We start from the raw sequence: 23,918 nt of genomic DNA, 5'->3' as shown, positions 1-23,918 counted from the left end.
TCAGGACTCGCGTTCGGGCCATTCGGCTGTATCGTAATCAGGGTGCTGGAAGTTTTTCATGGCAGATAGTTGCGCCTGAAAGTCAGGATCTTCCGGGCGTATAGGCAACTCATGCAGTTGATCAAAACTTCTGATGCGTGCCGCATGGTCAAGCTGTTTGGTGGGGGCGACTTTGTTTGGATCGTCAAAGCTGCCGATCGACAATGAAATGCCATCGCGGTCCCATTCATAGGTAAGCGGGGTGCCGCAGTCTTTGCAAAAACCTCGCTTAGCCACCGTGGAGCTTTGGAAATAGCTCGGCTGTCCCCGTGTCCATGTCACCTTATCGTTGCCAAAAGTGGCAAACGCACCAAAATAGCTTCCAGACTGTTTTTGGCACATGCGACAATGGCAAAGGGAAGACAAACAATCGTCGCCCAGCGCTTTGTAGCGCACCGCACCACATTGGCAGCCTCCAGTGTGAATAGTCTCGGACATTTACGCGATCTCCCACTTGGTGATGCGGTTGCCCGCTTCGTCTTTACCGTCTTTCAGCTTGATGCCCATGGCGGTCAGCTCATCGCGGATCGCGTCAGCCTCGCCCCATTCTTTGGCATTCAAATGATCCAGACGCGCTTGAATCTTGGCTTCAATCTCGTCGGCTTGCTCATGTTGCGGACCGGCATTTTGCGCCGCCTGATAGGCTTTCATGGCATCAAAAGTGACCAGACCCAACAATTGCATTGAGCCGAACAAGCGCCGTGCATTATGTTCGCGGTCGCCGCCTGCGTGCCGGTGTAGCTCGGCCAACACACCGGACATGTTCATATCGTTGGCCAAATGCGCCAACAGCTTTGAGCATGGGCCAAGCGCTTCATATTCGGCGCGGTTTTCCTCCACAAAATCCAACCCCAGCTTCAAATTGGTCGCCTTCCAGCGATTAAGGTTTTTCTCCGCCTCTTCAAGCCGTTTGAGGGTGAAATCGATCGGCTCACGGTAATTTGTCATGATCAGGCCAAGACGCAGCACATCGCCGGGCCATTTGCGATTGCCGAAACTCGTCGTCTCCAGCAAATCAGCAATAGTGTAAAAATTGCCCAGGCTCTTGGACATTTTTTCACCTTCGATCTGCAAAAAGCCGTTATGCAGCCAATAGTTGGCCATGCGATCAGTGCCATGCGAACAGCGCGATTGGGCAATCTCGTTTTCATGGTGGGGGAACACCAGATCAATGCCGCCCGCATGAATGTCGAACACTTTGCCGAGATAGCGCTCGGTCATGGCCGAGCATTCCAGATGCCAGCCCGGGCGGCCGTTGCCCCAAGGGCTGTCCCAACCCGGTTGATTTTCATCAGAGAGCTTCCACAGCACGAAATCGCCGGGGTTCTTCTTATGCTCTTCCACCTCGATGCGGGCGCCAGCCTGTTGCTCGTCCAGATTCCGATTTGAAAATTTGCCATAGTCGGCCATGGAGGTGACATCAAAAAGCACCTCCCCGCCTGCCTGATAAGCGTGACCCTTTTCGATCAGCGTTTCGATCATCTTGATCATTTCGGCGATATTGTCGGTTGCACGTGGCTGCAAATCCGGGTCGAGATTGCCCAGGGCGTGCATATCGGCCTGATAGCGATTGGCGGTGCGCTCGGTCACTTCGCGAATGGCCTTATTCAGCTCCATCCCCGGATGTTCCTGCGCGGCGCGGGCGTTGATCTTGTCGTCCACATCGGTGATGTTGCGGGCATAAGTGACATTTTCTGCGCCATAAACATGACGCAGCAACCGGAATAACAGATCGAAAGCAACCGCCGACCGTCCGTTACCGATATGGGCATAATCATAAACGGTGGGGCCACACACATACATGCGCACATTGTTGGGATCGATTGGCTCGAACTTTTCTTTTTGGCGTGTCAGCGTGTTGTATAGTTGAATTTCAGTCATGTCCCTCAGCCCAATATTGATTTTGCGGCCAGCCATAATCGGCCGTCAGCGGCGAGGATTTTGCAATGTCATGGAATTAGGAAATACAAAACCGCGCCGCTAAAATTTAGCGGATAATAATGCAGCCAATAATACAAATTTGGTTACGGTTTTGCTTCATGGGCGCACTTTGAGCGAAAAGCGCGGAGAAAATCAAGCCTATAGACGGAAAATTGGTCAAATAAAAAGGGAGCCGCTGGCGGCTCCCCTCAAATTCTTGCTGCTGTAGAAAAAGCTTAGCTCTTTTTCTCACGATATTTGTCGTGGCATTCCTTACACGTACCGCCCAACTCGCGCGCGCCAGCGCCAGCCAAGGAGTCTGCTTCCAGTTTGTCGAAAAGCGCGACAAACTGATCCCATTCTTCCCAGATCAGCGGTGTGGCTTCAGAATCAGCACTGGTGGAGCCTTCAGGGAAGAGCATTTTTAACTTGGCCGCCAAGGGCGCAACATCACCTGGATTGCCAGCCTTCAGGGCAGCGCCCATGTCTTTCATGGCTTGCTGACGCTCGGCAATCACATCTTCCTGTGCATTGAGGCCGGCCACGCCGCCCATGGCCAAAGCAATTGAGGTGGCGGCCACCGCGATCAGTTTGAATTTCATATTTATCTCTCCCTATCACATGCAAGGTTTTGCTATGTCAATTTGTCGCAATTATGCCATTGAATGACAACAATTGCATCGGCGAATGCGCACAATTCGATTGTCGCGCACTCACATTTACGTGATAGGTGGCCGCAAGAATGCGGCCTTTATGAGGCTGCGCGTGGCCGGTTAGGACACGTCAGCCAATTCTTTTTGGTGCAGCCAGTCGGCGTGTTTGGGCGCCTTTTTGGTGCGGGACCATTCTTCGAGCATGTCCCATTTCACCTCGTCCAAACGCTTGAGCAGTTTTTCTTCTTCAGGATTGGGACAGGCCAACTCCACCCGGTGGCCATTGGGGTCGAAGAAATAGATGGAGTGGAAGATTGAGTGGTCGGTGACGCCCAACACTTCGACGCCATTTTTCTCCAGATGATCTTTGAACTCGAGCAGTTCGTCACGGTCTTTCACCTTAAACGCAATATGCTGCACCCAGATTGGGGTGTTTTCGTCGCGCCCCATTTCCGGCTTGGTGGGCAACTCAAAAAAGGCCAGCACATTGCCGTTCCCCGCATCCAGAAACAGGTGCATATAGGGGTCCGGCTCGTGAGTGGATGGCACATGGTCTTCAGCGATGGCGAGCACGAAATCCATATTGAGCATTTTGGTGTACCACTCCACCGTCTCTTTCGCATCCTCACAGCGATAGGCGACGTGGTGAATTTGTTCGATCTTCATCTCTATTCTTCCCTCCATAATTAGTTTCGTTCGTAACTATATGGGCATATTAGTTACGTGCGCAACTAAATGCAACTGCAAATTGCTGCCCCCACCTCTGACTTTGGTTGAAGGGTTATAAAACGGTCAGGCGGTTTTCACTGCGACCGACTGTTTGATTTCGCCAAAGGGCGCGTCACCGTCGTCCGTGACGAACTGAATCGAGACCTGGTCCTTATCTTTAAGGAAAGGCGTGCGCTGATCGGTGTCGGCGGCTTTTTCGGCCATGCGGGCTTCCACGATGCAGGAAAAGCCGACGCCGTCGCTGGAGATGGGCAGGATTTCATCATGGGTGTTGGCCACGGTGCCGCCGCCCAGAATGGTACCCGCACGCAAGTGCCGGGTTTGGGCCGCGGCCTGAATGAGCCGATAGAAATTGAACACCATTTCTTTTTCGGTGCGGGGCTGACCATAGAGCAAACCGTTTACGCGGCTCTGCAATTGCCCGGCCACTCGTCCATCCTGCCAGGCAGCCCCCAGCTCGTCGGGGGTGACGACAACCGGGCCAAAGGCCGTGGCGGGCTTGGAATGGAAAAAGCCAAACCCGTCCTGCAGATCGGCCGCCACCAGCCGGCGCAACGACACGTCGTTGCACTGCGTGATCAGCCGCACGGCATTGCGCGCCTCATCTTCGGTCGGGTTTTTAGGCACGTCACCCAAGATCACGGCAATCTCCGCCTCATAATCTAGCGCCAGATCATCACCATTCACTTCGATATCCTGTTCGGCCCCGAGCAGATGATCGGAACCGCCCTGATACATGATCGGCTTTTCGTCCTGAGGGTTTTGCAGCGACCCCTTGGCGGCCCGCACCCGCTGCAAATGGGTCAAGTAGGCGGAGGCATCAATCCATTGATAGGCTCGCGGCAACGGGGCCAGAGTCAAATGAGGCTCGAAAGCCTTGCCTGCAATATCAGCTTGATTGAGTTTACGGCTCAAATCTTCTAACGCCGGGTAGAGGTCTGACCAACTATCAAGGGCACTTTGAAGGTTCGGAGCAATCGCGGACGCGGACGTGCATCGCTTAAGGTCTTTGCTCACAATTGCCAATTGTCCATCGCGCGTGCCATTGTCCAAAGTTGCCAGTTTCATGCTGCCCCCTGCTGTGCGACACCCGTCTGTCGCTGTTGTTAGGTTAGAGTGTAGACCCTAAGAATCAGAATATACTATGGTTCTGGCACAAAAATTTGCCAGTGACGGATAGTTTTTGCCACCAAATCGTCTAAAAGGGCGTTCACGTTAGGCCCTTGATACAAATGAACGGTGTTATGCTTCGCTTCGCAACCCTTGTGGTCTTTTGTTTTTCCGTCCTGCTGCCGCAAACAATGGCGTTTGCGCAATCAGATAGCTGTCGTAACCTGCAACGGCAGATCCGGTCATTCGAGCGCGACCGCGACTTTCGCAACTATCGCGAAAATTACAATGGATTGCGCGAAAAGCAAAAGGAAGTAAAAGCCTGGGAAAGCCAGTTTGTGCGTCGGGGCTGCCAAAAAGCGCTGAATGCGGGTAAACGGCTGGATTCAACCTGTCGTTCAATCGGCCGCAAGATCCAGCGCGAGCGCGACAATTTCAATAGTTTGCGGGCCAAAGTGCAACAAGGTGCCGAGATTGCGCAGGCGCGCGAACAAGCGTTGCAGCAATATGCCCGGTTTAGTTGTGGGGACCGAAATAGCGGGCGCACCATCAATAATCGTGAGCCGGAACGCAAATCCCTATTCGAGCGCATTTTTGGCTCGCGAGATGACAATGGTATCATCGAACAAGACTATTACGATCTTTATAACCGCGAGACATATCGCACGGTCTGCGCGCGTTCGTGCGACGGCTTCTATTGGCCGGTGAGCTTTTCAACGCTGCCCGAATATTTGCCAGACGACCAAGCGGTGTGCCAGGGCAATTTTCGCCAAGGTGACGTAAAGCTTTATTATTATTCCAATACCGACGGCTCGCCAGAGACAATGGTGGATATGAATGGCACTCCCTATAGCGAAAGTCCCAATGCCTTCCGCTACCGCCAAGTCTATGATGAGGCGTGCCAGCCGCAACAGGCCGCCACCTACGGCAAAATCGAACTGTCCGAGGGCGGCGATTCATCCAAAGCCATCATTAGTTTTGGTGAAGTAAGCTTTCCCCTGCCCCGGCGCGATCCGCGCAAAAAGCTGGAATTGGAAGTAACGACTGCCAGTTTTATTCCGCTACCACGGCCGGACCCAAGACGTGAAAATGGCGGCAGCAACGTTCAGGTCACTGCCGCCAGCTCTTATTCCGGTCTTCGCCTTGTGAATTTTGGCGATAAAACCGTTAGGATAGTCGGTCCAGACACGCCTTACGTCCCAAAAGTGGGAGAAGGGTCTTAAGCTCTGGTCCATGGCTCTGACCGGTGAGCGCCAAGCGCAGGGGCATAAACAATTGTTTGCCCTTGCGGCCTGTTTCCGCCTTCAAATCATTGGTCCATGCTGACCATGTGTTTTCATCCCACGGCTCTGCGGGCAACCGCTCGGCGGCAGTGGCAATAAAATCTTTATCTTCTTTCGCAACAACAGGATTGACCGGTCCGGCGACCAGTTTTTGCCAATCGCGAATGTCCTGCACCTTCTCAAGGTTCTCATGCACTGCATTCCAAAGCTGTTCGCCATCATTAACGCCCATTTCCGCCAGACGATCTTTCACATTTTCATAGCTCATGCCATGAACCATCCGGGCATTGAAACTGCTCAACTCCGCCGGATCGAACCGGGCGGCGCTGCGTGACACCATGGAAATGTCAAAGGTTTGCGCCAGCTCTTCCAGACTGTTGTGTGGCGCGACGGGCTGGCTGGTGCCGGTGAGAATGGCGATCAGTGCCACGGCCATGGCTTCATAGCCCTCTTCCCGCAAATTGGTGATGGACAACGACCCCTTGCGCTTGGAGAAGCCTTCGCCAGTGGCATCAGTCAACAAATTGTGGTGCCCGAAGGTTGGCGGCGTCGCGCCCAAGGCTTCAAACAGTTCAATCTGCGCACCCGTGTTGGTGACGTGGTCTTCGCCTCGGATCACATGGGTAACGCCCATATCGATATCGTCCACAACAGAAGGCAACGTATAAAGGTAAGAGCCATCGGCACGGATCAGCACAGGATCGGACATGGTGTCTGTGTTCACGACCTGATCACCGCGGACCACATCATCAAAATGAACTTCTTTGCCTTCCAGCTTAAAGCGCCAGTGGGGCTTGCGGCCCTCAGCTTCAAAAGCGGCTTTTTCTTCGTCGGTCAGTTTGAGCGCGGCGCGATCATAGATCGGCGGACGTCCCATGGCGCGGGCGCGCTTGCGGCGGCGATCCAGCTCGTCTGCTGTCTCATAACAGGGATACAAGCGGCCATCGGCAATCAGCTTGTCGCGGGCCGCGTCGTGTGCGGCCTTGCGCTCTGACTGACGCTCCAGGCGATGCGGTTTGATGCCGAGCCAGGCAAGGTCTTTCTCGATGGCATCTGCATATTCTTTTTTCGAGCGCTCCAAATCTGTATCGTCGAAACGCAGAATGAATTGACCACCTGTTTTGAGCGCAAACATCCAGTTCATCAAAGCTGGGCGCGCATTGCCGAGGTGAATATATCCCGTTGGGGATGGTGCAAATCGCACGACTGTAGACATAATTTTTCCTAATTTCCTTCGTCGCGAAAACCGTTTGTAATGGGGTATTTGCGGCCCAGACCGAACGCCTTTTTGGTCAGTTTCGGTCCAGGCGCGGCCTGTCGACGTTTGTACTCGGCGATATAAAGCAATTTTTGCACTTTGGCGACCACTTCCGGATCATGCCCCTCCCCGACAATTTCCTCAAAGCTCTTTTCGCCTTCCACAAAGCCTTCCAAAATCGCATCCAGTACTGGATAAGGCGGCAGGCTATCCTGGTCTTTTTGATCCGGTGCCAGTTCGGCGCTTGGCGCTTTTTCAATGATGGGTTGCGGTATCACCCTCCCCTTGGGGCCAAGGCAGTTTTTCGGCATATTGTGGTTGCGCCAGTCGGCCAGATGATAGACCTGCATTTTATAAAGATCTTTGATCGGGTTAAAGCCGCCATTCATGTCGCCATAGATCGTGGCGTAACCCACAGCCATTTCCGACTTATTGCCGGTGGTGATGAGCATGGAGCCGAGTTTATTGGAGACGCCCATCAAATAGGTGCCGCGCATACGCGATTGCAGATTTTCTTCCGCCAGCCCTGGCTTGAGGCCTGCAAACAAAGGGGCCAGCGCGTCGGTTGCGGCTTCCACTGCATCGCCAATAGCCACCACATCGTAGCGCACGCCTAACATCTCAGCGCAGTCTTTGGCGTCTTTCAGACTGTCTTCGGACGTGTATTTGTAGGGCAGCATAATGCAGTGCACATTTTCTGCGCCGATGGCATCCACGGCAATCGCTGCAACCACTGCGGAATCAATGCCGCCTGAGAGGCCCAACACCACTTTTTCAAAATGGTTTTTGTGCAGATAATCGCGCAAGCCCAACACGCAGGCGCGCCATGGAGCGCCATCATTTGAGGCCAGTGGCTCGGCCTTATCGGTGTCGCACACCCAGCCGGTTTCACCACGGTGCCAATCGGTGATGATCAGTTCTTCTTCAAAGCTTTTGCCGATAAAGGCCAGAGAACGATCAGCATTGACGCCGAAGGACGCGCCGTCGAACACCAATTCATCCTGCCCGCCAATCTGGTTGAGATAGAGCATCGGCAGGCCACTTTCCACCACGCGCTCCACCACCACATTCATGCGCAAATCATGCTTGTTGCGCCAATAGGGCGAGCCATTCGGGCAGAGCAGCAATTCCGCCCCGGTTTCGGCTAGACATTCCACCACATCTTTGCGCCATACATCCTCGCAGATCGGCACGCCGATACGCACGTCATGAATGTTGAACGGTCCGGGCAACTTGCCGGGGGTGAAATAGCGCTTTTCATAAAAGACGTCATCATTGGGGAGATCGTGCTTTGCCCGCCAATCAATAATGTTGCCGTCTTCGGCCAACAGCACCGCATTATAGAGCTGGAAATTATCCACCCAGATCGAGGGGATCAGCAAGGAAATGTCCTTGTCGCGTCCGTGGGCCGCCAATTCCTTGGCGGCTTCCATCGCCTTTTTGACAAACTGGGGTTTGAACAGCAAATCCTCGGGGAAATAGCCCGTGGGGAAAAGTTCGGGGAACATCAAAATGTCCGCACCCGCTTTCACCGCCTCATCTATGACGGCTTTGCCTTTTTCAACATTTTTGGAAAGGGCGCCAACTGTGGGGTTGAGTTGCGCCAGTGCAATTCGCAATTTATCAGCCACGCGGCCCGTCCATCATGCAGGTTCAAAACAGCCCATGCTTTAACGCTTCGGCCCTTTAAGAGCAAGAGCTTGAAACGAAATTAGGCCGGGCAGAGCCCGGCCTTGAACAGTGTGTTTATTTTGGAGGTTAGAACGAATAAGTGAGTTCGGCCAAAATGCCATAGCGCCACATAGACAGCGCATCAATTTTTTCCGGCACCAGATAATATGTTCCGCCCGTTGCCGGCCCTGTTTCATATATGCCATCGGTGTCGGAATCTACGGGATCGGTCACATCAGCAAGCCCATACACCAAGTCACCGCTCGCCTGAAGATAGCTAGCACGCCCACCTGCGCGGATCGCGAAGTTCTCATTAATGTTGTAACCCAGCATCAGTTCGGTTTCACCGCCCCAGCCGGAGCCGTCGAACTGCGATGCAGTTGATTTATAAGTTGTGTAAGCTCCCTGATCGATGGCATTGAACCCATGAAAACCCAGAACACCGGAAATTTGCGCATAGGGTATGGCTGTGAATTCCGCTTCAATGTCGAAAGGCCCAAGCTTTGCCTCGCTATTCACCCCTAAGCGCATTGCATTTACATTCAAGCTGTGTTGGGCATAGTCAATCGGCACGAAATAGTTTTCAGTATCGGTGACCCAAGACAGGTCTGCGTTGGAGTTAATCGGGTTGAAATTTGCCGCGCCAAGCTGTTGCCCCTCGTGCATATATTGATAACCGGCAAAACCACCAATTTTTAGCCCATTCTCGTCGTCACCAAGTTCAATTGGCATATATCCGAGATCAACTTTGAAGTGTGCCACCTTGCCCGCGTCTGTGGTGCCTGATGTGTAGGAATTTGAATAATCTGCACTCAACGCCATCGAGTAGCCGCCGACAGCTTTCAGGTAGGTGTTGGTGGAGTAATCATCTATGCGCAAATAAAGCTCACCCGAATGCACAACGTCAGAGAATTCGGAGGTGCCCCCTGGAATGGATGTCGGGCCGATTGTGACCCCCTCAGTCGTGACCGACCCGCCGCCTAAAGAATAAGAATATCGCATACCCGCGCGAATGCCGACCAACGGGTTGTCGTCCCATTCTGCCCATCCCTGTTCAGTGTAGCCGCCACGCAAATCAGTCGGAAAGTCGGCCGCGCTGGCGACCTGGCCAGCAGAAATACCGATAAGGGTTGTTAATATATAGCAAACTGGTGCGTGCCGCATGTTGCGCTCCAAAACTCAAAACAATTGCGGCTATTTATGAGCTATTAAGGTTAATGGGCGGCTAAATTTGTCTTAACAAACAGATAAGGGCGCCACATAATTGTGACGCCCTCACCCAATTTCTGCTTAGAAATGAACTAGATCGCGGCCAGTTTACGCGGACGCTCGGAGCGTTGCGTTTGCATTTCTTCCGCCACCAAAAAGGCCAGCTCAATGGATTGAGAGGCATTGAGGCGTGGGTCGCAATAGGTGTGATAACGGCTGGACAATTCAGCCTCGGTGACCGCTGATGCACCGCCGACACACTCGGTCACGTCCTTGCCGGTCATCTCCACATGCACGCCGCCGGCATAGGTACCCATTTGACGGTGAATGTCGAAGAAGCTCTTCACTTCAGACAATATCCGGTCGAACGGACGGGTTTTATAGCCGGTGGAGGCTTTGACCACATTGCCGTGCATCGGGTCGCAGGACCAGACCACGGTGCGGCCCTCTTTTTCCACGGCTTCGATCAAGCGCGGCAGGTGCTCTTCCACCTTGTCTGAGCCAAACCGGGTGATCAATGTCAGGCGACCAGCTTCGTCTTCCGGGTTCAACTTGTCGATCAAACGCAGCAGATCATCTGTTTCCAGCGATGGGCCGCATTTCATGCCAATTGGGTTTTTAATGCCAGAGAAATATTCCACATGGGCTTCGTCGATATCGCGGGTGCGATCACCGATCCACAACATATGGCCGGAAGTGGCATACCAATCATTGGTGATGGAATCGCGGCGGGTCAATGATTGCTCATAACCCAACAGCAGCGCCTCGTGACTGGTATAGAATTTGGTCTCACGCAATTGCGGTGTGTTGTCCGCGGTGATGCCCAAGGCGCGCATAAAGTCGATGGCATCATCAATCTTTTGCGCCACACCCTCATATTTGTCGTAAGAGTTTGTGCCCTTGATGAATTCCATGGTCCAATCGTGGTTGCGCTCCAGATTGGCATAGCCACCAGAGGCAAAGGCGCGGATCAGGTTCAATGTTGCGGCAGATTGGCGGTAGGCCATAATCATGCGCTGCGGATCCGGCACGCGGGAGGTTTCAGTAAACTCGATATCATTGATGATATCGCCGCGATAGCTTGGCAGTGTCACGCCATCTTTTGTTTCATTATCTGACGAACGCGGCTTGGCAAATTGCCCGGCCACACGACCAACTTTAACCACGGGCTTTGAGCCCCCATGGGTGAGCACCACGGCCATTTGCAAAAAGACGCGGAAAAAGTCGCGGATGTGGTCCGCATGGTGTTCAGCAAAACTTTCGGCGCAGTCGCCACCTTGCAGCAAAAAGGCTTTCCCTCTTGCCACGTCGGCCAATTGTTCTTTCAAGCCCCGCGTTTCGCCTGCAAATACGAGCGGCGGAAAGTTTGCAAGGCGCTCTTCAACAGCAGCCAGCTCCGCCTTATCTGGATAAGCCGGAACCTGGCGGATGTCTTTTGATCTCCAGCTATCAGGTGTCCAGTTATGCATAATTTACTCGCTTTCAAATAGATCTAGTTACATAACCCTCTGGATTTACCAGAATTTATCGGCATAAACCAGTTATTAAGCGCCATTTGGGTTCGGTAACCGCGAAAAAATGTCACTTTGAACAATTGGATTGTTCGATATAAGACACCCGTACCCCGCCTTACGGAGTTCATTATGCGCGACCTCGACCATTCTCACAAATTTTCAGACATACATTCCCGACTAAGCGTGGGGCCCAAAATCAGCTATCTGCGCGATTGGATCTATGGCGGCATTGATGGTGCGGTAACAACTTTTGCAATTGTTGCCGGTGTGGTTGGCGCGGAACTGACAGCGGGCGTGGTTGTTGTGCTGGGCATCGCCAATCTGCTGGCGGACGGGTTTTCCATGGCAGCCTCCAACTATTCCGGCACCAAGGCTGAAATTGACGATTACAAGCGCATGCTGGAGGTGGAAAAGCGTCATATTCGCCAACACCCCGAAGGCGAACGCGAAGAGGTGCGGCAGATTTTTGCCAATAAGGGCTATTCCGGCGAGGAGCTTGATGAAATTGTCACCCTGATCACCACCCATGAAGATATGTGGCTGGAGACCATGATGACCGAGGAATATGGGCTGTCGAATGTCCAACGCTCGCCCGTCAAGGCTGCACTGGCCACATTCTGGGCCTTTTTATTGTGCGGTGCAGTGCCGCTTCTTCCCTATTTCCTCGGCCTGCCTGCCGGGGCACTCATCGCTGCGGTCATGACCGGCATTGTGTTTTTGATTATCGGGGCGGTTAAATCGCTTTGGTCCACCTGGAGCTGGTGGGTCAGCGCGCTTGAGACCTTTGCCATCGGCATGTCAGCAGCCGGGCTGGCCTATCTGGTCGGTGCTGGATTGCGCGGTCTGGTTGGCATGGCCTAAAGCTAGGGCGTTACAAACGCCGGGCCCGCGGCCCGGCGTTTGGCGCCGCTAATCGACCTTTTTGCCATATTCCAAGACATAACTGGGTTGTTTCATGGTCACCAATTCTTCAGCCGCTGTGGGGTGCACCGCGATGGTCCGATCAAAATCGGCCTTTGTGGCGCCCATAGTCACGGCGATGCCAGTGGTCTGGATGATTTCGCCCGCCGCATGGCCCACAATATGCACACCCAACACCTTGTCTGTGTCCGCATCGGTGATCAGCTTGTACATTTCTTTTTCCGGCTTATCACTCAGCGTGCTCATCATGGGGCGGAACGTTGCCTTATAGACATTAACCTTGTGATATTTGTTGCTGGCTTCTGCTTCAGTCAGACCGATTGTGCCCACTTCAGGTTCAGAGAAGACAGCAGTCGGGATCAGATCATGATGCACGAAGGTTGGGTTGTCATTGTAAAAGGTCTCCGCAAACGCCGCACCTTCGCGAATGGCCACGGGGGTCAATGCTGCCCGGTCGGTTACATCGCCAACGGCGAAAACGGTTTTGCACGAGGTGCGCGATTGTTCGTCAACAATGATCTCTTCGCGCGCACCGCACTCCACATCGGCATATTCAAGGCCCAGCCCCTTGGTGCTGGGGGTCCGGCCGGTGGCAAACATCACCTCGCCATAGCTTTGTGATTTACCGGTGTTAAACTTGACTTTGATGTCGTCGCCGGACTTTTCAAGCGCTTCCAGGTCTGTGTTGGTCAATATATCAACCCCACGCGCCTGCATTTGCTCGGCCACCATGTCACGCACATCTTGATCAAAGCCGCGCAAGATTTGAGGTCCACGATAGGCCAGCGAGACCTTGACGCCCATGCCAGCGAAGATGCCCGCGAACTCAACAGCGATATAGCCGCCGCCCACAATCAGCATTTTTTCTGGCAATTTTTCCAAATGGAACGCTTCGTTGGAGGTGATGCCCAATTCAGCGCCGGGAATGCTAGGCACAAACGGGGTGCCGCCCGTGGCGATCAAGATGCGGTCAGCGGTGAGTTCTTCGCCGCTCTTTTTCAGTTTGACAGATGTGCCACTGGTCAGCTCTGCGCGGTCGCGGATCGTGGTGACGCCCGCATTGTCAAGAATATTGCCATAAATGCCTTCAAGGCGTTTGATCTCTTTGTCTTTATTGTCGCGTAGGGTTTGCCAGTTGAATTCAGCGTTCTCGATGGTCCAGCCAAAACTTTTCGACATTTCAAACTGGTCGGCAAAGCGAGAGGCATAGACGAACAGCTTTTTCGGCACACAACCGCGAATAACGCAGGTGCCGCCCAAGCGATATTCCTCAATCACGGCTACTTTCGCCCCATAGGTTGATGCCAACCGACCGGCGCGCACGCCACCCGAGCCAGCGCCAATTACGATCAAATCAAAATGACGTCCCATGACATAACTCCTGTTTAATTGCCTGTGATTGACCACAAAAAAGCCCCTTGGGCAACCCAAGGGGCTTCACATAATCGTGGGGTCAGAGACTTACTGCAATTCCAGCCCTTCGGCCTCAAGCCGGTCACGCAGCTGCATTTCGAAGTCGGTCAGGAAATTGTTTTCCCAAACCTTCACAGCTGCCTTCAGATCGCGGTTGATGCCAACGTTATTTTCCAGCAGTTTTTGTCCCACTTCGCTTTCGTAGAAGGCGATAATCTCTTCAAGTTCTTCCGGTGTGAAGCGCAAGGCATAAATGCGCGCAAATTGAGGGTAAAGTTTATTTTCACCGTCAAGATATTCCTGCGCAAGGTCGCGACCCTCCTCGACAATTTCGCGAGAAACTTCAGGATTTTGCTTTGCCAAAGCGTCGGCAACGCGCTTCAACACGTTCACCACAGAGGTTTCATAAACAAACGCTGTGTCGGACAGCTGTACATATTTCTTGGCAGTGTCCAAATGCTCTGGCGTAATTTCCTGAGCATTTGCAGCAAGCGGTGCCGCAACTGACACCACACCAGCAAAAATCATTGCAGTCAGTTTTTTCATGTTCAAAATACTCCCCGCTTGGCTATCCAAGCTCTTTAACTCCGTTTGCGTCGGCCAGATAAGCTTTGGCGCAAAGGCCCAAAAACAAACCATGTTGCACAACGCCGGGAACCTCTAACAGATTTGCTGACAATGCTTTTGCATCGGAAATGCGGCCAAAAGATGCATCCATAATATAATGTCCGCCGTCGGTTTCAAACGGAGCGTCCCCTTGTTGACGCAAAACCAAGCTGCCCTCAGCTTTGAACGCCGCCATGATTTCAGCTACCGCATTTCGCGTCGCACCCAACCCGAACTTGTTGACCTCAACGGGCAGCGGAAACTGACCCAGATGATCAACCAATTTTGATGTATCTGCGATCACCACCATCTTATCAGAGGCCGCGGCCACGATTTTTTCACGCAATAGTGCGCCACCACCGCCTTTTATCAACTGCATTTGCGCGTCAATCTCATCAGCGCCATCAACCGTGACATCCAATCGATCGATCTCGTCCAATGTGGTCAAAGGTATATTTAGCGATTCCGCCTGTTTCATGGTTGCGATTGAGGTGGGCACACACAGGCAATCGAACCCCTTGGCAACCTCTGCCCCAAGGAAATCAACAAAGTGTTTGGCAGTTGAGCCAGTGCCCAATCCGATTCGCATACCTGATTTAACTTCGGACATGGCCGCCAGGGCCGCCTGTTTTTTCAGTTCGTCAGACAAGATAATCTCACAATGATTGTAATGGCCAATATTTCAACCAACGCCATAGCAAAGAACCTGTCGTTCTCACAATAAGTTTATCGATTTATAAAAATATTTTGGACAAGAGGATTACAGTTTCATATTGTTTTAACCTAAAACTTGCTTTTTAGGAGGGGTGCGGCTGGTGCGTGGGGGCACGCGCGGCTGAGCATTAATTAATTTTTTGGAGATGATGGGGCCATGAAACTGCTTAAACAGCTCATTGTAGCTTTGTTGAGTGTAGCGGTAATGGGCACTTTGGTAATGGACGCCAGTGCCGACCGTGTTTACGACGTACGCAAGAAAAGATGGGTTGATGCCAGCGAGATGCAATCTTCTGGCCGCGGTGGCTCTCGGATCAAACGCACAACTGTTGAATATGAAACAAAATTGGCTAAGGGCACTATTGTGGTGGAAACATCAGAACGGCGCCTTTATTTTGTGCTCGGAAATGGCAAGGCCATTAAATATGGTGTGGGCGTAGGGCGTGATGGTTTCCGTTGGTCCGGTTCACACCGGATCACGCGTAAAGCAGAATGGCCCGGCTGGACACCACCACCTGCCATGCGCAAGCGCGTTCCGGGTTTGCCGGCCTATATGCCAGGCGGCCCCAATAATCCGCTGGGCGCTCGCGCGCTCTATATCGGCAGCACCATTTATCGACTGCATGGCACTGCCGAGCCCTGGACCATCGGCCAAGCGGTTTCGTCCGGCTGTATCCGGCTGACCAATGATGACATTATCGATCTTTACAACCGCACCAAGGTTGGTGCGCGGGTGATTGTGCGGCATTAGGCTCACATCAAGATCAAATTGAATTGAACCGGGTTTTGCCAAAAGCCCGGTTTTTTTGTGCGCATTTGATTGCATCAAGACACGGAAAACCCTATTTTCGGCCCATGACGAACCTTGCATCCCCACAGCCGCTTATTGATCAGTTTGGTCGCGCCGTTACCTATCTACGGATTTCGGTGACGGACCGCTGCGATTTCCGCTGCACCTATTGTATGGCAGAGAATATGAGCTTTTTGCCTAAGTCCGAGGTGTTGAGCCTGGAAGAGATTGAGCAGATTGCGAAGATTTTCGTGGCACGGGGTGTCACGAAGCTGCGCCTGACCGGCGGTGAACCGCTGGTGCGGCGCGATATCATGACCTTGATCGAACGGTTGGGGCAGCTGAAAAAAGATGGGCCGCTGAACGAATTGACCTTGACCACCAATGGCAGCCAGCTCAAGCGCTTTTCGACTCATTTGGTCGATGCCGGTGTTGAGCGCCTCAATGTGTCGCTGGACACGCTGGATGCGGACAAATTTGCCAAGATCACCCGTTGGGGTCGGCTGCAGCAGGTGCTGGACGGTATTGAGTGTGCATTAGACGCGGGTTTGAACATCAAGATCAATATGGTGGCGCTGCGCGGCGGCAATGATCATGAAATTGTGCCGATGATGGAATGGGCCCACAGCAAGGGCATGGATCTGACCTTGATCGAGACCATGCCGATGGGCGCGGTGGATGTGGATCGGCAAGACCAATATTTGCCGCTGACCGAGGTGATTGAGACGATTGGCGCCCGCTACACGCTGGACGATATCGCGTTGGATACAGGCGGCCCGGCCCGGTATAAACGGGTGAAAGAGACAGGTGGCCGAGTTGGCTTTATCCGTCCCCTCACCCACAATTTTTGCGAAAGCTGCAACCGGGTGCGCCTGACGGCCACCGGCGAGCTTTATTTGTGCCTTGGGCAGAATGACAAAGTGAATTTACGTGATGCGCTGCGTCAGGATGGGCCGCAGGCGGTGGCGGATTTGCTGGATCACGCCATGGCGATCAAGCCAAAGGGCCACGATTTTGAGATTGACCGGCAAAAGCCGCAAAAACATGTGGAACGCCATATGTCAGTGACGGGCGGCTAAGCCGCGACCACATCATTTTTCTTTTTCCAAATCCGAAAAATCGAGCGGCAGAGCCGTGGTATATTTGATCTGCTCCATGGCGAAAGCCGAGCTGACATCGCTCATCGACATTTCCGAAATCAGCTTTTGATAAAAGCGGTCATAGTGGGCAATGTCCGGCACAACGACGCGCAGCACATAATCCACATCGCCGCTCATGCGATAAAACTCGACCACTTCATCATGCGCTTCCACCACACTGGCGAATTTTTTGAGCCATGTTTCATTGTGCTGGTTGGTGCGCACGGAGACGAAGACGGTTACGCCGGCGTTGACTTTGGCCGGATCGAGCACCGCGACGCGCCGCTTGATCACGCCATCTTCTTCCATTTTCTGGATTCGTCGCCAGCATGGCGTTGTGGACAGGCCTACTTTGCGGCCAATTTCGGCCACGGGCATAGTGGCGTCCTTTTGCAAAAGCGCAAGAATTTTGCGATCAATTTTGTCGAGCATAGCACACCAAAATAAAAAATAGTTCTACTCAGCGTGATAGAGATACGCCAGTTTAAAAAACAGGGCAAGAATTATTCAGAATTTGAAACTGAAATTCTAAAATGGCCAGTAGGACCATAACCAAGACAATATACCACTTTCACTGGCACCGTGGCGCGCGCGCCATTTGTGTGGCACTTCAAAATCACTGGCCCAGATCCCCCGCCGATCACGCCGGGCAAGCACCTCATCAATAGTGTAATCATTGTAAGATACCGCCCACCCTTCACGCACCAGCCAGGCATTAATATCTTCGCGCCCCAAATAGCAAACGGCCAATAGCCGCCGAAATTGATCGCGTCGGTCGCCCACGCAAACGATTCGTTGCTGATCTATCTTGCTTTGAAGTGACGCTTTGGCGTCCTGGCCACATGCCCAATTCTCTTGCCCTTTTGCACAGGTTTGGGCCAGTTCCGGCGCGTCGATGCCGATCAGGCGAACGCGCTGACCACCGAGCCGAATCGAGTCCCCGTCACTTACCGCTGCAACCCCTTGCAATGACCGGTTTTGAGGGGTCTGCGTGCCGATCACCAAAGCCACGAGCACCGCTGCAATCACCACAAAAGTGAGGGACTGCCGAAGGGAAAAAAATCTGCGTCGCATGCCTATTCCTGTTTTTTTCGTAACGAGGGATTAACCATCGGCCGTTAGAGTATTCTTAACCGTAGTTTTCGGACAATTTGTGAGTATTGCGTTCTAATGTCCATAGACTCTTCACAAGAGCCTCGAAACGCTGTGCGCGCTGATCGTGGGCGATCCCACCAGCGAGCCGTAAGTGATGCGCGCCAGCGCCTCACCTCCAGTTCTGGCACGATGGCGTCCTACGATTTTGAGTTGCTGCAGGAATATGCAAGTACCCGGCTTTCCGGCAAATTTGCCATGCCCGTGCTTGTGGTGGCGATTGCGCTGCTCACCTCGGTATGGGTTCCCCTCTATTATATGCTGGGCTGGGCCGCGATCGTTGTGGTCGGGCATATCTCTGTAATGCTCGCCTGTCGGCAGTTTTTAAATGCACCGCAAAAGAAATTTAATGCGCGCCGGCAAACCACCACCTTTGTAATGGTTGAGACCATTTATGGCGCGGGCTGGTCAACCATTGCGCTCCTGCCCATTGTGGGGGCTTCACAAGAAGTGGCGGTGATCCAGTGGGCGATCTTGCTGGTTGGTGTGGCGGCAAATGCGATTTCTTCCCGTGCCATCCCTTCAGCCACGCTGGCCAACTCGGTGCCCGGTGTTCTTACGGTTGGCAGCATGCTGGTCATTTCTGGCGGCATGTTGAACTATGCTTTGGCCGTTCTCGCTGTCGGTGCCGGGATATTTTTCAGCTTTTTGGCGCGTACTTTGCACAAGTCAGCCATTAAATCGCTCGAGCATCGGGCTGAAAAAGATATGCTGATCTATGAGCTGGAAGAAGCTAAAAGCATGTCGGATGAGGCGCGTCGGGAGGCTGAGCAAGCCAACATTGCCAAGTCGCGGTTCCTGGCGACCATGAGCCATGAGTTGCGCACGCCACTGAACGCCATTATCGGTTTTTCTGAGGTGATGTCTTCTGAGGTGCTGGGGCCAATGGAAAACCCAAGCTACAAGGAATATGCAGCAGACATCCACTCTTCTGGCCAACATTTGCTAAATTTGATCAACGAGTTACTCGACTTATCTCGCATTGAAGCTGGCAAATATGAGCTGAATGAAGAGGCCATTTCGCTGGTGAATATTGCGGAAGATTGTCGGCGTATGCTGGAAATCCGCGCCCGCTCAAAAGGTATTGAGCTTGTGGCCGAGTTTGACGACAAACTCCCCAAATTGTGGGGTGATGAACGCGCGATCCGTCAGGTTTGTTTGAACCTATTGTCAAATGCCATCAAATTCACCCCGCAGTCAGGCCGGATCATCTTTAAGGTGGCCGCAGGCGAGAACAATTGCCAAATGATTTCGGTGCGCGACAATGGCCCCGGCATTCCCGAGAACGAGATTGCCACCGTGCTTTCTTCTTTCGGACAGGGCTCATTGGCGCAAAAAACGGCCGAACAAGGTGCGGGGTTGGGCCTTCCCATCGTGCAGAAAATTATGGAATTGCATGGTGGTCGGTTTGACCTGTTCTCCAAGCTCCGCTTTGGCACCGAGGTTATTGCCACCTTCCCGCGTTCTCGCGTGATGGAAGCCATGGCACCCGTTCGCAACAATCGCCGGAAGTTGCAGATCTACAAAACCGGTGCGGAGGCCTAAACCTCCGCCCTTGTTTTAGTGCGTGGTCTGCTTGCCCGCCACCGCCGCTTCTTCAAAAGTGGCCATGTTTAGATGCAGGTGCAGCGCTGTCTTGACCATAGAGGCCGCAATCGCGGCACCGGAGCCTTCCCCCAAACGCATACCCAGATCGAAGAGCGGCTTTTTGCCCATTTTCGCCAGCGCTTCGCTGTGGGCGGTTTCGGCAGACTGGTGCGCGAAGATGCAATGATCGAGCGCCATGGGATTGGCGGCATGCACCACAGCAGCCGCAGCAGTGGCGACAAATCCATCAACAATCACCGGCAATTTGTTGTGCCGCGCTGCAATGATGGCGCCCGCCATGGCGGCGATTTCACGACCACCCAAGCGCGCCAGCACTTTCAAGGGGGTGTCGAGATCGTCTTTGTGCAAGTCGAGACCGCGATTGACCGCGTCTGCCTTACGCTTCAGCCCGGCATCATCCACACCGGAACCGCACCCAACCCAATCCTCGCCAGTGCCGCCGAACAGCGCCGCGTAAATCGCGGCGGCTGGCGTGGTGTTGCCAATGCCCATTTCGCCAATGCACAACAGGTCCGGCCGCCCTGCGATTGCTTCCATGCCATAGGCAATGGTGGCGGCGCAGGCGCGATCATCCAGCGCAGCGGTCTGGGTGAAATCACCTGTGGGCACCTCCAGCGCCAGTTCAAAAACGCGCAAGTTCAACTCGTGCAGCGCGCAGATTTGTGAGATCGCCGCCCCGCCATTGGTGAAGTTAGCCACCATTTGCTGGGTGACTTCCGGCGGAAAGGCGGAAACACCTTGATTGACCACCCCGTGATTGCCCGCAAAAATGGCCACCATCGGGTTGTTGAGCGTGGGGCTTGGCTTTTCCTGCCAGCGGGCGAGCCATTCAACCATTTTCTCCAGTTCCCCCAACGATCCCGCCGGTTTGGTGAGCTGCGCATCGCGCGCTTGCACCGCCTCCACTGCCGCTTCACTGCCGTTTGGCAACAACATCAGCAGTTCCTGGAAATCATCGAAAGGGCTTTTCTGGGTCTGTTCGGTCATGGTATCGACTCGCGTCTGGGTTAAATGGACGTCCCCTTTTAGCCAACATTTAAGGAAATGCAATTGACCAGTTCGACACCGCCCCCTGTGCGCCCGACCAATGATAATGATGGGGTGGCCCCGCCACCCTCTCCCAAGCTTTCGCCGGTTGATGCTATTGTGATGGGTCTGCGGTTCTATTCGCGCCTGCCAACAGGCGATAGCCCCCACCTGCCGCTCAATTTTGGTAAAATGATTCATTTCCTGCCCGTCGCCAGCTTGATTATTGGCGTATTTCCGGCGCTGACCATTTTGCTGCTTGGCGCTTATGGCGTCCAATCCTTGTTTGTGGCCACGGTGGCGATTGCCATGAGCGCCGTGATCACCGGCGCCATGGCAGAGGATGCGTTTGGCGACGCAATGGACGGTTTGTTTGGCGGACATGATGTGGCCAAACGATTGGAAATCATGAAAGATTCTCGCCATGGCACTTATGGCGTTTTGGGGCTAATCGCTCCCTTTATGTTGCGCGTCATCACGCTGGGTACGCTGATTGCCCTCAGCCCTGTCGCGGCTGCTGTTTTGTGGTTGGTGAGCGCCCTGCTGGCACGACAGACCGCGCCGGTCGTGGCGGTGATGCTGCCTGCGGCACGGGCCGACGGCGCTTCGGCCGGTGCGGGCATTTTATCGAAAAAAGATTTCGTGATCGGGTTGATCCCCGCCCTTGTTCTGTTTTGTTTTGTTGCGCTGCTCTTTGCCGGACCGATCGCGCTGTTTCTGGCATTGATCTTTGGCGCAGCGCTTTGCGTATTCTGGTTGAAATTGTTGACGCGACTGCTCGGCGGACAAACGGGTGACACAATTGGCGCATTACAGTTGCTTCTTGAAATTGCCGCATTGAGTGCCTTTATTTTGATTTAGATTTTTCGCGCCCGAGGAAAGGACCCGATTTGTTTTTTATTGGCATCGCACTGCTGGTGGCGTTCGCGCTCGCCTTTTTGATCTCCTCCAATGCGGGGCAACTGATCGGCTTGGCCGAACAGGATTTTGGTCAATTGGTGGTGCTGATCGCTGTGTTGGTGCTGGTGGCCGGCGGTGCCTTTGGTCGTCGCATTCGGCTGGGCGAAATGCTCTCGGGCATCGTGATGTGGGTGGCAATTTTTGCGGCCATCATTATCGGCTATAGCTTTCGCGCAGATTTCGAAAGCTTTGGGGCCCGCTTATGGGCGCAGCTTTCGCCGGGCGCGGGTTATACCGATACCGAAAGCGGCACGGTGATGTTCAGCCGCAATGCCAACGAACATTTTGTGATCAATGCCAAGATCAACGGCACTGAACAACAATTTCTGTTCGATACCGGGGCGTCTGCCATTGTGTTGACCGCCGACAGTGCGCGTGCTGCCGGTTATGATCCAACCAGGCTGATCTACTCTATCCCGGTGCAGACCGCGAATGGCCAAACTGAAGCGGCCTTAGTTAAGCTGGATCGGATAGAAGTGGGCGGCATTGTGCGCGAAAATATCGATGCCATGGTGGCCCGACCGGAGGCCCTAAAGTCCAACCTTTTGGGCATGAATTATTTGCAGACTTTGCGGGGCTTTAGCGTGGAAGGTGATCGCCTGACCTTCACCGACTGATCAGGCGGCAGCCTGGCGGGCGGCGATCAACAGATCAAAAGCCTCTTCGATCAATTCAACGCCACGCGCGGCTTTCACCGCCTCCACGGTGAGCAATTGACGGTAACGACGTGCACCGGGTTTGCCAAAACCAAGACCGAGCATGTGGCGCACAATCTGGTTCAGTTTTGCGCCCTTAGTCATTTGAATTTCAGCATAATTTGTCATCACTTCACAAAGTGATTCAAGTGAGATCGGCGGCGTGCTATCGCCGAAAATCTCGCGGTCCACATCCCACAACAGGGTTGGGTTGTGATAGGCGGCGCGGCCAAGCATCACCCCATCCACATGCTGCAAATGGTCTTTTGATTGCGCCAAATCTTCAATGCCACCATTGATCATCAACGGCAAATCGCCCACATGATTTTTCAAGCGGTACACCCGATCATAATCGAGCGGTGGCACTTCGCGGTTTTGCTTGGGGGACAAGCCCTGCAACCATGCTTTGCGCGCATGGACATAAAGCGCATCCACATTGGCCTCCAACATATGGTCGACGAAGGTGCGCAGATCTTTTTCGCTGTCCTGATCATCGATGCCAATGCGGCATTTCACAGTAACTGGCGTGTCGGTGACGTCGCGCATGGCGCGCACGCAATCGGCCACCAGTTCCGGTTCGGCCATCAGGCAGGCGCCAAAGCGGCCAGACTGCACCCGGTCTGACGGGCAGCCGACATTGAGGTTCACTTCATCATAGCCGAACCGGTCGCACAGCTTGGTGGCGTCGGCCAGTTCTTGCGGATCGGACCCGCCCAATTGGACGGCGATGGGATGCTCCACATCATCATTATAATTGAGCAACCAGTCGGCGCCGCCACGGATGAGCGCCGCGCTGGTGACCATTTCAGTAAACAGCAACGCATGCCGCGACAAATGGCGGTGGAAAAACCGGCAATGGCGGTCTGTCCAGTCCATCATCGGGGCTACGGAAAATTTGCGCGCGTGCTTTAGGCTCATGCTGTCAGTCACATTTGTTGGAATTTGGTGGCGTGCATTAGCACAAAATCTTGGCCTTGTCGCCTGTTTGCTGCACGCCGGACACTGCGCGCAGATATAGGGAAAGGCAAGCGCAGGTCAAGCGCTTCTCATGTAAAGGCTGCGCACTGGAGCTGCGGCAATAGAGCTCGCGCGCGCACATCAGGCGGCTGGACATTTGTCCGAAGTGCGAACCCGCCCCTCTAAATCATCAATCCGGTAGCTCGAGCGTGTCGTAGCTCACTGAACGGGAACCCAAGAGCGGTTCGCGCGTTAACAACGTACGGAGGTAATTATGCAAGACCAACGCACCAAGGATAATAATCAAGAAACACTGAATAAAACTGAAGCGCGCCAAGCACAGCGCGGGTTCAGCACGCGTGTGCTGCTCATTTCGCTGCCCTTAATCATTTTGGCTTTTGTCGCCATTTATATCTTTGCTGACAACACCGATACGGAAAATCCGGAAATTGTGGACGCCCCAAGCCTTGAAAGCAGTGAAACCGTGCCCACCGATTGATCCTGCCCCAACCAACAGCGAACCGCATAGCGCGGGATAGGCCTTGCCAGCC

24 protein-coding genes are annotated in these 23,918 nt (G+C 53.6%); 8 read left to right on the top strand and 16 right to left on the bottom strand.

The window, feature by feature from the left end; translation table 11 throughout:
* The 5 genes from L1I42_RS05995 to L1I42_RS05975 all read right to left on the bottom strand — a co-directional run bounded on the left by L1I42_RS05995 (position 1) and on the right by L1I42_RS05975 (position 4,409).
* Entirely contained in the window at positions 1 to 477 is a 477-nt protein-coding gene (locus L1I42_RS05995) for a GFA family protein (protein ID WP_236113575.1), read from the bottom strand.
* A complete protein-coding gene (cysS, locus tag L1I42_RS05990; protein ID WP_236113574.1) occupies positions 478 to 1,920 on the bottom strand; it encodes a cysteine--tRNA ligase in 1,443 nt (480 codons plus the stop codon).
* Between the two features lie 275 nt (positions 1,921 to 2,195).
* A complete protein-coding gene (locus L1I42_RS05985; RefSeq protein WP_236113573.1) occupies positions 2,196 to 2,561 on the bottom strand; it encodes a c-type cytochrome in 366 nt (121 codons plus the stop codon).
* A 171-nt stretch (positions 2,562 to 2,732) separates the two neighbouring features.
* A complete protein-coding gene (locus L1I42_RS05980) occupies positions 2,733 to 3,278 on the bottom strand; it encodes a VOC family protein (protein ID WP_236113572.1) in 546 nt (181 codons plus the stop codon).
* Positions 3,279 to 3,404: 126 nt separating this feature from the next.
* Positions 3,405 to 4,409, bottom strand: a complete 1,005-nt coding sequence (locus L1I42_RS05975; RefSeq protein ID WP_236113571.1) for a fumarylacetoacetate hydrolase family protein — start codon at positions 4,407 to 4,409, stop codon at positions 3,405 to 3,407.
* A gap of 176 nt (positions 4,410 to 4,585) precedes the next feature.
* On the opposite strand from L1I42_RS05975, the gene L1I42_RS05970 reads away from it, so the two are divergent.
* Positions 4,586 to 5,674, top strand: a complete 1,089-nt coding sequence (locus L1I42_RS05970) for a DUF2865 domain-containing protein (RefSeq protein WP_236113570.1) — start codon at positions 4,586 to 4,588, stop codon at positions 5,672 to 5,674.
* On the opposite strand, the gene gltX is transcribed toward L1I42_RS05970, so the two are convergent.
* From gltX to L1I42_RS05950, 4 genes are all read right to left on the bottom strand, one after another.
* Positions 5,619 to 6,950, bottom strand: a complete 1,332-nt coding sequence (gene gltX, locus L1I42_RS05965; protein WP_236113569.1) for a glutamate--tRNA ligase — start codon at positions 6,948 to 6,950, stop codon at positions 5,619 to 5,621. The two genes, L1I42_RS05970 and gltX, sit on opposite strands and share 56 nt — an antisense overlap.
* Before the next feature lie 8 nt (positions 6,951 to 6,958).
* The gene (locus L1I42_RS05960) at positions 6,959 to 8,623 is read right to left on the bottom strand and encodes an NAD+ synthase (RefSeq protein WP_236113568.1); all 1,665 of its coding nucleotides are present in this window, start codon (positions 8,621 to 8,623) and stop codon (positions 6,959 to 6,961) included.
* 127 nt (positions 8,624 to 8,750) lie between these two features.
* Positions 8,751 to 9,827 (bottom strand): hypothetical protein, encoded by a 1,077-nt coding sequence (locus tag L1I42_RS05955; RefSeq protein WP_236113567.1) that lies wholly within the window; start codon positions 9,825 to 9,827, stop codon positions 8,751 to 8,753.
* 137 nt (positions 9,828 to 9,964) lie between these two features.
* Entirely contained in the window at positions 9,965 to 11,344 is a 1,380-nt protein-coding gene (locus L1I42_RS05950) for a class II 3-deoxy-7-phosphoheptulonate synthase (RefSeq protein ID WP_236114180.1), read from the bottom strand.
* A gap of 171 nt (positions 11,345 to 11,515) precedes the next feature.
* Between L1I42_RS05950 and L1I42_RS05945 the strand changes: the two genes are divergently transcribed.
* Complete coding sequence (locus tag L1I42_RS05945) at positions 11,516 to 12,247, top strand: VIT1/CCC1 transporter family protein (RefSeq protein WP_236113566.1); 732 nt, start codon at positions 11,516 to 11,518, stop codon at positions 12,245 to 12,247.
* A gap of 48 nt (positions 12,248 to 12,295) precedes the next feature.
* Here L1I42_RS05945 and gor read toward each other — a convergent pair whose 3' ends face one another.
* The 3 genes from gor to rpiA form a co-directional block, all read right to left on the bottom strand.
* Positions 12,296 to 13,678, bottom strand: a complete 1,383-nt coding sequence (gene gor / locus L1I42_RS05940; protein WP_236113565.1) for a glutathione-disulfide reductase — start codon at positions 13,676 to 13,678, stop codon at positions 12,296 to 12,298.
* Between the two features lie 90 nt (positions 13,679 to 13,768).
* The gene (locus L1I42_RS05935; protein WP_236113564.1) at positions 13,769 to 14,266 is read right to left on the bottom strand and encodes a DUF2059 domain-containing protein; all 498 of its coding nucleotides are present in this window, start codon (positions 14,264 to 14,266) and stop codon (positions 13,769 to 13,771) included.
* 22 nt (positions 14,267 to 14,288) lie between these two features.
* The gene (rpiA, locus tag L1I42_RS05930; RefSeq protein ID WP_236114179.1) at positions 14,289 to 14,978 is read right to left on the bottom strand and encodes a ribose-5-phosphate isomerase RpiA; all 690 of its coding nucleotides are present in this window, start codon (positions 14,976 to 14,978) and stop codon (positions 14,289 to 14,291) included.
* A 219-nt stretch (positions 14,979 to 15,197) separates the two neighbouring features.
* On the opposite strand from rpiA, the gene L1I42_RS05925 reads away from it, so the two are divergent.
* Together L1I42_RS05925 and moaA are read left to right on the top strand one after the other, a co-directional pair.
* Positions 15,198 to 15,791, top strand: a complete 594-nt coding sequence (locus L1I42_RS05925; protein ID WP_236113563.1) for a L,D-transpeptidase — start codon at positions 15,198 to 15,200, stop codon at positions 15,789 to 15,791.
* Between the two features lie 104 nt (positions 15,792 to 15,895).
* Positions 15,896 to 16,909, top strand: coding sequence for a GTP 3',8-cyclase MoaA (gene moaA / locus L1I42_RS05920; RefSeq protein ID WP_236113562.1), 1,014 nt, complete (start codon positions 15,896 to 15,898; stop codon positions 16,907 to 16,909).
* Between the two features lie 12 nt (positions 16,910 to 16,921).
* On the opposite strand, the gene L1I42_RS05915 is transcribed toward moaA, so the two are convergent.
* Positions 16,922 to 17,401: an Lrp/AsnC family transcriptional regulator gene (locus L1I42_RS05915; protein WP_236113561.1), complete on the bottom strand. Its 480-nt coding sequence runs from the start codon at positions 17,399 to 17,401 to the stop codon at positions 16,922 to 16,924.
* A gap of 96 nt (positions 17,402 to 17,497) precedes the next feature.
* Positions 17,498 to 18,043, bottom strand: coding sequence for a thermonuclease family protein (locus L1I42_RS05910; RefSeq protein ID WP_236113560.1), 546 nt, complete (start codon positions 18,041 to 18,043; stop codon positions 17,498 to 17,500).
* 132 nt (positions 18,044 to 18,175) lie between these two features.
* Here L1I42_RS05910 and L1I42_RS16345 point away from each other — a divergent pair, with 132 nt between their 5' ends.
* Positions 18,176 to 19,666: a sensor histidine kinase gene (locus L1I42_RS16345; protein WP_236113559.1), complete on the top strand. Its 1,491-nt coding sequence runs from the start codon at positions 18,176 to 18,178 to the stop codon at positions 19,664 to 19,666.
* A 15-nt stretch (positions 19,667 to 19,681) separates the two neighbouring features.
* Here L1I42_RS16345 and cobT read toward each other — a convergent pair whose 3' ends face one another.
* Positions 19,682 to 20,716, bottom strand: a complete 1,035-nt coding sequence (gene cobT, locus L1I42_RS05900; RefSeq protein WP_236113558.1) for a nicotinate-nucleotide--dimethylbenzimidazole phosphoribosyltransferase — start codon at positions 20,714 to 20,716, stop codon at positions 19,682 to 19,684.
* Between the two features lie 63 nt (positions 20,717 to 20,779).
* Here cobT and L1I42_RS05895 point away from each other — a divergent pair, with 63 nt between their 5' ends.
* Positions 20,780 to 21,616 (top strand): adenosylcobinamide-GDP ribazoletransferase, encoded by an 837-nt coding sequence (locus L1I42_RS05895; protein WP_236113557.1) that lies wholly within the window; start codon positions 20,780 to 20,782, stop codon positions 21,614 to 21,616.
* A gap of 29 nt (positions 21,617 to 21,645) precedes the next feature.
* A complete protein-coding gene (locus L1I42_RS05890; RefSeq protein WP_236113556.1) occupies positions 21,646 to 22,332 on the top strand; it encodes a retropepsin-like aspartic protease family protein in 687 nt (228 codons plus the stop codon).
* Here L1I42_RS05890 and dusA read toward each other — a convergent pair whose 3' ends face one another.
* Positions 22,333 to 23,328 carry a tRNA dihydrouridine(20/20a) synthase DusA gene (gene dusA / locus L1I42_RS05885; protein ID WP_236113555.1) on the bottom strand — a complete coding sequence of 332 codons (996 nt, stop codon included), beginning with the start codon at positions 23,326 to 23,328 and terminating at the stop codon, positions 22,333 to 22,335. It abuts the gene before it with no gap.
* A 313-nt stretch (positions 23,329 to 23,641) separates the two neighbouring features.
* On the opposite strand from dusA, the gene L1I42_RS05880 reads away from it, so the two are divergent.
* Entirely contained in the window at positions 23,642 to 23,866 is a 225-nt protein-coding gene (locus L1I42_RS05880; protein WP_236113554.1) for a hypothetical protein, read from the top strand.
* Positions 23,867 to 23,918: the final 52 nt, after the last annotated feature.

The sequence above is a fragment of the Maritalea mediterranea genome (assembly GCF_021568695.1).
GTDB classification, from domain to species: Bacteria; Pseudomonadota; Alphaproteobacteria; order Rhizobiales; family Devosiaceae; genus Maritalea; species Maritalea mediterranea.
The sequence above is the reverse complement of the archived record's forward strand: the minus strand, read 5'-3'. Positions and strand labels throughout refer to the sequence as shown.